An 8,537-nucleotide genomic window follows, 5' to 3' on the forward strand; every position below is an offset into this window, starting at 1 on the left:
TGGTGAGAACATAAATATGCTGTTACCCTGGAATGCTCCAGAAAGTTGTAAATCAAAATCTGAATAACAATATATATGCCAGTGGGATTCAAAATTCCCCACTGGCTATTTTAATTCAAGAATGTGCGTTTGACGGTTACGGATATAGCGTAAGTGGACCTCGAAGATGGAAAACTAAAGATGGTAGAACATTGAAAGAGATTGAAGATAAACAAACGGATTGATATTTTGTGCTGTGAAGTAGTTATTCTTTGGTATGATTTGTATTGATTTAGATAGATTATGTGCGTATATTTTGTATTCTATAATTTGTTAGTATAATTATTGTGAGTTTTTAAACATGAAGTGAACAGATATGAATGCAAACCTAATTTTATTACAGAAAAAATATGCTCGTATAGTTGAGTTGTTTGCCAAGAGACTCGATATATCGTCAAAAAAAGATTTAGGAATTTTTTATCATTCTCAGCTTACGAATTGATTAGTGAGGGTATATCCGATATACATTGTATGAGTAACGAATTTTTTGTGCAGGAACTAATTGATGAACAAAAAACCAAGCAAAATAATCAATAAGTAATTGCTAAATATATAAATATGTGTTATAATCAATAATACTATAGTGTTAATAACGCAAATTTGATATAAATTGATAGAGTAACTATGTGTTTTGCAGAAAGGACGGTTCTTGTGAAATATCATAAGCTATTGGAAAATGCCAAGAAGCCTAAGGGCTTTTGGGGCAAAAAAATGATTAGTTCTATGAACGAGGGTCACTATGAGCTTACGGGCTGGGCACTCGACCATATAAATTTTGAAAGACATTATCGTGTGCTTGATGTTGGCTGTGGCGGCGGTCTTACTGTATCAAGAATAGCCGAGAGAATCGGCAACGGCAAGGTTTACGGAGTCGATTATTCCGCACTTTGTATCAAACATTCAAAGGCTCAGAACAGAAAAAACATTCTGTGCAACAAGGTGAAAATTCTGCTTGCCTCGGTTTCGTCATTACCGTTTGACGATTGCAGCTTTGATGTTGTAACTGCGGTGGAAACCTACTATTTCTGGCCGGACAAGCTTAATGATTTAAAGGAAATTTACAGAGTATTAAAGCAAAATGGCAGGCTTATGCTTGTTTTTGAAATGCTGAAAATTCCCGAAGAGCCTGATAAATGGAAGGCTGTGGAGGATAAAATCGGCATAAAAACCGTTACAGAGGAGGAGATACAGCAAATGCTTGCAAAAGCAGGCTTTGAGGACATTGAAACCTATAAAAAGGAAGGCACCACCTGGCTGTGTGCCATAGGTGTCAAAAAATAAAAAAGCAGGTGAATATATGAAGGCTTTAATTACAGGAGCAAGTTCGGGGATTGGTAAGGAGATTGCAAGAGTTTTGGCCGCAATGGGGTATGACTTGATTATTGCGGCAAGAAGCTATGATAAGCTTATGAAGCTTAAAGCTGAACTTAAAAATGTAAATGTCAGAGTAATCACCATTGATTTGTCACGAGAGCAAGACGCTATTGATTTGTACGAGCATTTAAAGGACGAGGACATTGACTTCCTTGTAAATAATGCGGGATTCGGTGCATACGGCAGATTTCTGGATGTTCCTCTGAAAAAGGAGCTTGACTTAATTCACACAAATATTAGTGCTGTGCATATCCTTACAAAGTGTTACTTAAAGGATATGGTTAAGAAAAACAAGGGTTACATTCTTAATGTAGGCTCATCGGCAGGTTTTTTGGCAGGTCCGACCTTTGCAAGCTATTACGCATCTAAAAATTATGTTGTAAGGCTTACCGAGGCTATTCACGAGGAGTTGAGGCGACAGGGCAGTAATGTAAAAATTTCTGTGCTTTGTCCGGGACCTGTGAACACTAATTTCAATAATGTGGCTGATGTGAAATTCTGCCTTAACGGACTTCCGGCAGATTTTGTTGCAAAATACGCGGTTGAAAAAACGATGAAAGGCAAAATGGTTATTATACCCGGCTTTACGATGAAAGCCGCAAAGGTTGCTCAGCGTTTTGTCAGCGAAAATATGCTCACACGCATTTCTTATAATGTGCAGAGCAAAAAAGAGGGTCAAAAACCTGAGATTAAACAGAAAAGTTTTAATAAAGCAGAACACGCTTAAAGGGGCGGAGAGAATATGAAAAAACTGATTTTAATTTTATTTACAGTTGTTTTCATATTTCTCTCCGCTTTTTCAGCTTTTGCTGTCGATGCAAATTCAGTTGCTTTTAAAACCGAAAATATTTCTTGCAGTAAAGGCAGGCTTTTTACAGTTGATGTAAAGGCAAATTCCCCCGAAAAGCTCTCTTCGGTGACATTTAAATTTACTTATGACAGAAAGCTGATTGAGTACAGAAATGTAAGTACAGACTCCGAAAGCGTTGTAAGTGCTTATGATAACGGCAATACGCTCAATGTGTCATATTTATGCACATACGGTAAAAATATCAGCGAGGACTCAACGATTTTTACATTGCAATTTAAGACGCTTGATAATGGCAAATGCGATTTGTCATATACTGCGTATAATTGTGTAAGTTCTTCTATAAATGATATTGAAATATCTGAATGTATAGGAAGTACCGTGAATATTTTAAATTCAGGTAATGAAATTTCAAGCACTTCAAAAGCCGAGCATAGCAAAGGCACATCGCAAAATGCGATTGCGAACAATGAAAGCATGTCACAAAGCACCGCTGATGAGGCAATAGAACTAAACTCAAAGCTACAGGACAACACAACCTTTATGCTTTTGGTAGGCATACTCTGCGGATTGGCTGTTGGAGTGTTGTGCTTTATACTGTATTTATGCGTCGTAAAACGGAAAAATAAGGCAAAAAAGGAAAAAGAAAGTCATTAACTTGACATAAGCCGCTTTATGCTATAAAATTGATTTGAAACTTAATATTTATTATGGTTTATTCGTTTAATTAATAGGGAAGACGGTGTAAGTCCGTCACAACCGCCATTACTGTAATCAGCCATAGCCACAGCGTATGCCATTGGGAAACCGAGAAGGTGCTGAGGCTGCATTTGCAAACTGTAAGTCAGGAGACCTGCCATAATAAAATTTTGAAAACTATCTTGGGCAAAGGGAGAATAGTTATTGGGTAAATCTTACCCTTTATATAGCTATGCCTCTTTTAAGGGGCTATTTTTTATATAAGGAGAATGTTTATGAAAAAGACAGCAAAAATTATTTCTGCTTCACTTGCTACATTGCTCATTACTTCATCAGCAGTAACAGCATTTGCAGCGGAAGAAAAAGACATTAATGTGTCACTTCGTATTGAGGGCATAGATTCATGCTTGCTTTACAACAGCTATGAGCTTTCAGAGGGCAGCACAGCCTCTGACCTTATTCAGTATGCAGATAAGCTTTCAGACGCTATTACAGTTACAGGTGCAGAGAACGGATACATCACAGATGTAAACGGTGAAACAGCAGGTAAATTCGGTGGCTGGGACGGCTGGCAGTACACAGTAAACGCAGTATCTCCAAGCGTTGGCGTAAATGATTACACTCTAAGCAACAACGATACCGTTGTTCTTTACTATGGTGATTATCCTTGCTTTATCCCACAGATTGATACATCAGCTTTAAACACGGACGGCAAGCTCAGCTTTACAGCAGAGCAGACTACATATGACAGCGACTGGAACCCAACAGTAAGCACAGTTGCTATTGCAGATATGACAGTTACCTTTGACGGTCACACCTACACAACAGATGAGAACGGTTCAATCACACTCAGCAAGGCAGATTTCACATCAGGTGAGCATAGCGTACAGGTTGCCAAAAAGAACGCTAACGGTGCTCCTGCGGTTTGTCGTTATGCAGATGACTTCACAGTAAGCATTGCAAGAGAAAACACAATTAATGTAAGCCTTAGAATTGAAGGTCCGGAGGCTTGCTATCTTTATGATACTTTTGAAATTGCAAAGGACAGTAATGTCGGCGAACTCGTAAGCTATGCAGACGAGGTTTCAGATGACATTGAGGTTGTTGGTGCAGATAAGGGTTATATTTCAGAGGTAAACGGCATCGCAGCAGGCTCATTCGGTGGCTGGGACGGCTGGTACTATGCAGTAAACAGCGTTGTTCCTAATGTTGGTGTAAGCGGTTATACACTCAGCGACAACGATACAGTTGTGCTTTACTATGGTGAGTATCCTTGCTACCTTCCAATCGCAGACACTTCAGCACTTGCTACTGAGGGCAAGATTACTTTCACAGCAAAGGCAACCTTTGGTGACGCTACTCTTCCAATTGACAATATGACAGTTTATTTTGACGGTAAGGAATATACAACAGACTACAGCGGTGTTGTTGTAATTGATGAGGATCAGCTTACATTTGGCGACCACAGCTTACAGGTTGAAAAGTACGGCTACAGCGGTGCACCGGCAGTTCTTCGCTATGCAAATGACTACACAGTATTTGTTGATACTAAGAATACAAACGATGTAAACCTTGACGGTTCAGTAGATATTAATGATGTTACAGCAATTCAGAGCTACCTCAGCAGTTCTGTTGAATTAAACGCTGAGCAGGTTAGAATTGCAGACATTGACAGAGATGGTAAGGTAGATGTAAACGATGTTACAGCTTTACAGACAAGCCTTGCAAATGCAGAATAATTAAGTGTACTTTACACTTGTTTAAATTCTAATAAGGAATGATAATTTATGCTGAAAAAATTCACAGCCTTGCTTGTATGTGCATTAATGCTTACATTCAGCGTTACAGTAAACGCTACAACATACGGCAAAGATGATATTTCAAAAACGATTGACGGAATAATTTCGTATAAGGCGGCAACCTTAAAAGTTGACGATACAGCCTCACTTATAAATAAGCTTGCAGAAAGCACAGACATTTCCGAAACACAATGGTACATTATCTCTCTTTCTAAGTACGGTGAGGATATGACCGCTGTCAGGGAGTCTATGACAAAGTCTGCTTTAAAGCTTTATGAGGGCAAAAGCAAGGCTACGGATTTTCAGCGTACATCACTCGCACTTTATGCCTGCGGACTCAATCCTGAGAATGTAGACGGCAAAAATCTGCTGAGTGACGGAGTTTATAATAGTGAAAATGTGAACAAGCAGGGCATAAATGCCTATGTTTATGCCCTGTTGTCGCTCGATTGTGCTAACGCAAAAGTACCGAGTGACGCAAAATATGACAGAGAATATTTTATTAAAAAGATAATCGGTTTACAGCTTTCTGACGGCGGTTTTACTCTTATGGGCAACTTTGCCGATACAGATGTAACAGCAATGTGCATTCAGGCACTTGCTCCGTATAAATCTGACAGTACAGTAAACGAGTCTATTGAAAGAGCATTAAGTGTGCTTTCTAAAAAGCAGAATGAAAACGGCGGATACTCTTCATTTGGTACAGTAAATTCGGAAAGTGTATCTCAGGTTATTTCTGCTCTTGTGGCACTTGGAATTGATGTACAGCAAGATGACAGATTTATTAAAAACGGCAATACACTTATTGATAATCTTATTCGATTCAAAAATTCTGACGGAGGCTTTGCACATACTGAAAACGGTAAATCAAACAACATTGCCTGCTATCAGGCTTTGAACTCACTTGTTGATTACTACAAGTACCTTAATAAGGGCAGCACAGAAATTTTTGATTTTGACGATACAGATAAAAATAATTCTAAAAATGAAAATTCACAGCAGGACAATTCAGGCTCAAACACCTCAGGTTCTGCGGTTAATATAGACAGCAACGATAAAAACAATTCTGTAAATACAGGTGATATTACAGAAAAGCATAATCAAAATTCAGAAGAGCAGACTCAAGCGACAAAGGCAGATGAAACTCAAAGTGATGACGAAAATCAGGCTTTAGTATCTGCAAATGATAATTACGAACCATTTACACTTGATTCAACCCCTGATACTGTAGCTTCTGCAAAAACAGATGACAACAACGCTATTTACTACATTTCGCTTATCGGCTTGATTGCAGTAGTGGTTGTACTTATAATTGTTAGACTTACCGTTCTTACCGTTCTTAAAAAGAACGGAGAGCCGTTTAGATTGTTTGGCAGAAAAAAAGGTGACAAATAATGAAAACTAGGCTTTTATTACTTGTATTGATTGTTACTGCAATTCTTTGCGGTTGCTCTGTACAGACTCCTGAGGAGTATTATTCCGAATCATCGCAAAAGGACGGTATGGAGGTTACTATTTCTATAAACTGTTCTACGATTCTTAATAATATGGATATGCTTGAGAGCGGACTTGAAAGCTATGTGCCAAATGACGGTGTAATTCTCAAGCCTTACAAGGTTACACTTGATGAAAATGCAACAGCCTATGACGCCCTCAGTGAGGCTTGCAAGCAGAATAAAATTCAGTTTGAATACACAGGCACAAATGCGGATATTTACATTGAAGGCATAGCAAACCTCTACGAATTTTCCTGCGGACAGCTTTCGGGCTGGGAATATTGCATAAACGATGTGTTCCCATCAGTCGGTTGTAATGCTTATGACTTGCAGGACGGAGATACTGTTAAATTTTTATATACCTGCGACTTAGGTGCAGACATTGGCAATGAATTTACAGGAGAAGATTAATGCTCAGATTCAATTCCTTTAATCCAATAGCACAGCTCATATATTTTGTGGCTGTGCTGTTGGTATCAATGTTCACTTGGAATTACATAATTTTGTTGCTGTCGCTTTTTGGAGCGGCGGCTTATTTGATTTTGCAAAAGGGTTTTAAATTATTTTTAAAATCCTTTTTTGGTTATGCCTTGATTTTTCTGCTTGTAACTGTTACAAACCCGATTTTTTCACACAAGGGAATAACTCCGTTGATTTTTATTAACGATGTTCCGATTACACTTGAAGCCATTGTTTATGGTGCGGTACTCGGCTTAATGCTTGTAAGCGTGATTTTGTGGTTTTCGGTGTTCAACAGTGTGTTTGATTCTGAAAAGTTGATTTACATATTCGGCAGATTTTTGCCAAGACTTGCATTACTGTTTTCAATGGTACTGCATTTTGTGCCAAAGTTTGTGTTGGTGTTTAAAAGAACACTTGCGGCACAGGCGGATTTCTGCGGTAAGAATAAATTTAAAAAGTACATCGGTGCGTTTTCTGCGTCAGTATCGGTAATGCTTGAAGGTTCGGTGCAGACGGCGGATTCAATGAGCTCAAGAGGCTACGGTGTAAAAAAACGCACCTTTTACAGTCGCTTTCCGTTCACAAAGTTTGATCTGATTTTTGCTTTGGTATCGGTATTAATGCTTATATTTACTCTGATTGCCTTTACATCGGGTCAGCTTGATTTTCTGATTTATCCCGAAATTAAAATGTGCGATCTGTCGATGCTTTCATTTGTCGGCATATTCGCCTTTGGTGTGCTTTCATTTATGCCGTTTATTATTGAGTTAAAGGAGGAGCTTGTATGGAAATTTTCTCTGTCAAAAATTTAAACTTTGCTTATCCGCAAATGCAGAAAAAAGCGTTAAATGATGTCAGCTTTTCTGTAAACAGGGGAGAGTTCTGTGTAATCTGTGGTCAGTCGGGTTGCGGAAAAACAACCTTATTAAGACTTTTAAAGCCACAGTCGGCACCACATGGAGAAAAAACAGGCGAAATTCTCTTTTGCTCAAATGATATAAATAGTTTAACGGAGGAGGAAACCGCCTTTAAAATCGGCTATGTATCGCAAAATCCAGAAAATCAGATTGTGACCGATACTGTACTTCACGAGCTTGCATTTACCCTTGAAAATATGGGAATGTCAACTGAAGAGATGAATATAAAAATCAGCGAAACTGCAACCTATTTTGGACTTTCAAAAATAATTGAGCAAAAGACAAATTCGCTTTCGGGCGGACAAATGCAGCTTTTAAATCTTGCGGCGGCTTCGGTTGCAGAGCCTGAGGTGCTTATTCTTGATGAGCCTGCAAGTCAGCTTGACCCGGTATCGGCAGAGAATTTTTTTACTATTCTTGATAAACTGAATAAGGATCTCGGAATTACTGTAATTATAACCGAGCATAGGCTCGAAAAATTGTTCCCTATAGCCGACAGAATAATCGTAATGGAGAACGGAAGTATTATTTCTGACAGTTCACCGAGAAATACCTCTCAAAATTTACCACAAAATCACCCGATGATGCTCGCAATGCCTGTGCCTGTTCAGCTTTATTCAGCCACAAAAAGTACAAGTGAATGTCCGATTACCGTAAAAGAGGGCAGAGAGCTTTTTGCTAAGTGTTATAATAATTCTATTATGGAAAATAAAATAGTAAGTTATAACTCTAATGAGGAAATATTATCGGTTAAAAATGTATATTTCAGATACGAAAAAAAGAGTGAAGATGTGCTCTCGGGACTTGATTTAAAGGTGTACAGGGGAGAGATATTCTCGGTGGTAGGTGCAAACGGTAGCGGAAAATCAACCCTGCTGTCAATTATAGGTTCACGCTTAAAGCCATACAGAGGCAAGGTAAGCGTAAGCGAAAAAACAGCTAC

Annotated in this window: 8 protein-coding genes and 1 riboswitch; all 8 genes read left to right on the top strand. The window is 38.6% G+C overall.

Features of this window, described 5'->3' with window-relative positions; genetic code table 11:
• Positions 1-690: 690 nt before the first annotated feature.
• Positions 691-1,320, top strand: a complete 630-nt coding sequence (locus ACJMMI_RS07300) for a class I SAM-dependent methyltransferase (protein WP_405354606.1) — start codon at positions 691-693, stop codon at positions 1,318-1,320.
• A gap of 16 nt (positions 1,321-1,336) precedes the next feature.
• Entirely contained in the window at positions 1,337-2,140 is an 804-nt protein-coding gene (locus ACJMMI_RS07305; protein ID WP_405354607.1) for an SDR family NAD(P)-dependent oxidoreductase, read from the top strand.
• Between the two features lie 15 nt (positions 2,141-2,155).
• Positions 2,156-2,878, top strand: coding sequence for a cohesin domain-containing protein (locus ACJMMI_RS07310; protein ID WP_405354608.1), 723 nt, complete (start codon positions 2,156-2,158; stop codon positions 2,876-2,878).
• A 37-nt stretch (positions 2,879-2,915) separates the two neighbouring features.
• A riboswitch (cobalamin riboswitch) is annotated at positions 2,916-3,097 on the top strand.
• Positions 3,098-3,195: 98 nt separating this feature from the next.
• Positions 3,196-4,659 (top strand): DUF4430 domain-containing protein, encoded by a 1,464-nt coding sequence (locus ACJMMI_RS07315; protein ID WP_405354609.1) that lies wholly within the window; start codon positions 3,196-3,198, stop codon positions 4,657-4,659.
• Between the two features lie 48 nt (positions 4,660-4,707).
• Positions 4,708-6,114 (top strand): prenyltransferase/squalene oxidase repeat-containing protein, encoded by a 1,407-nt coding sequence (locus tag ACJMMI_RS07320; RefSeq protein WP_405354610.1) that lies wholly within the window; start codon positions 4,708-4,710, stop codon positions 6,112-6,114.
• Complete coding sequence (locus tag ACJMMI_RS07325; protein ID WP_405354611.1) at positions 6,114-6,626, top strand: DUF4430 domain-containing protein; 513 nt, start codon at positions 6,114-6,116, stop codon at positions 6,624-6,626. The genes ACJMMI_RS07320 and ACJMMI_RS07325 overlap by 1 nt, the downstream gene beginning before the upstream one ends.
• Entirely contained in the window at positions 6,626-7,489 is an 864-nt protein-coding gene (locus ACJMMI_RS07330) for an energy-coupling factor transporter transmembrane component T (RefSeq protein ID WP_405354612.1), read from the top strand. Before ACJMMI_RS07325 ends, ACJMMI_RS07330 begins: the two co-directional genes overlap by 1 nt.
• Positions 7,462-8,537: ATP-binding cassette domain-containing protein (locus tag ACJMMI_RS07335; RefSeq protein ID WP_405354613.1), on the top strand; the 1,076-nt coding region annotated here is incomplete at its 3' end. The genes ACJMMI_RS07330 and ACJMMI_RS07335, both read left to right, overlap by 28 nt.

This window comes from Ruminococcus sp., from assembly GCF_045129435.1.
In the GTDB taxonomy this organism is placed as follows: domain Bacteria; phylum Bacillota; class Clostridia; order Oscillospirales; family Acutalibacteraceae; genus Ruminococcoides.

What these genes read in the sequence shown, in the direction of transcription:
- ACJMMI_RS07305 (WP_405354607.1), top strand. Translation starts at nt 1,337, where the DNA reads ATGAAGGCTTTAATTACAGGAGCAAGTTCGGGGATTGGTAAGGAGATT.
- ACJMMI_RS07310 (WP_405354608.1), top strand. Translation starts at nt 2,156, where the DNA reads ATGAAAAAACTGATTTTAATTTTATTTACAGTTGTTTTCATATTTCTC.
- ACJMMI_RS07315 (WP_405354609.1), top strand. Translation starts at nt 3,196, where the DNA reads ATGAAAAAGACAGCAAAAATTATTTCTGCTTCACTTGCTACATTGCTC.
- ACJMMI_RS07320 (WP_405354610.1), top strand. Translation starts at nt 4,708, where the DNA reads ATGCTGAAAAAATTCACAGCCTTGCTTGTATGTGCATTAATGCTTACA.
- ACJMMI_RS07325 (WP_405354611.1), top strand. Translation starts at nt 6,114, where the DNA reads ATGAAAACTAGGCTTTTATTACTTGTATTGATTGTTACTGCAATTCTT.
- ACJMMI_RS07330 (WP_405354612.1), top strand. Translation starts at nt 6,626, where the DNA reads ATGCTCAGATTCAATTCCTTTAATCCAATAGCACAGCTCATATATTTT.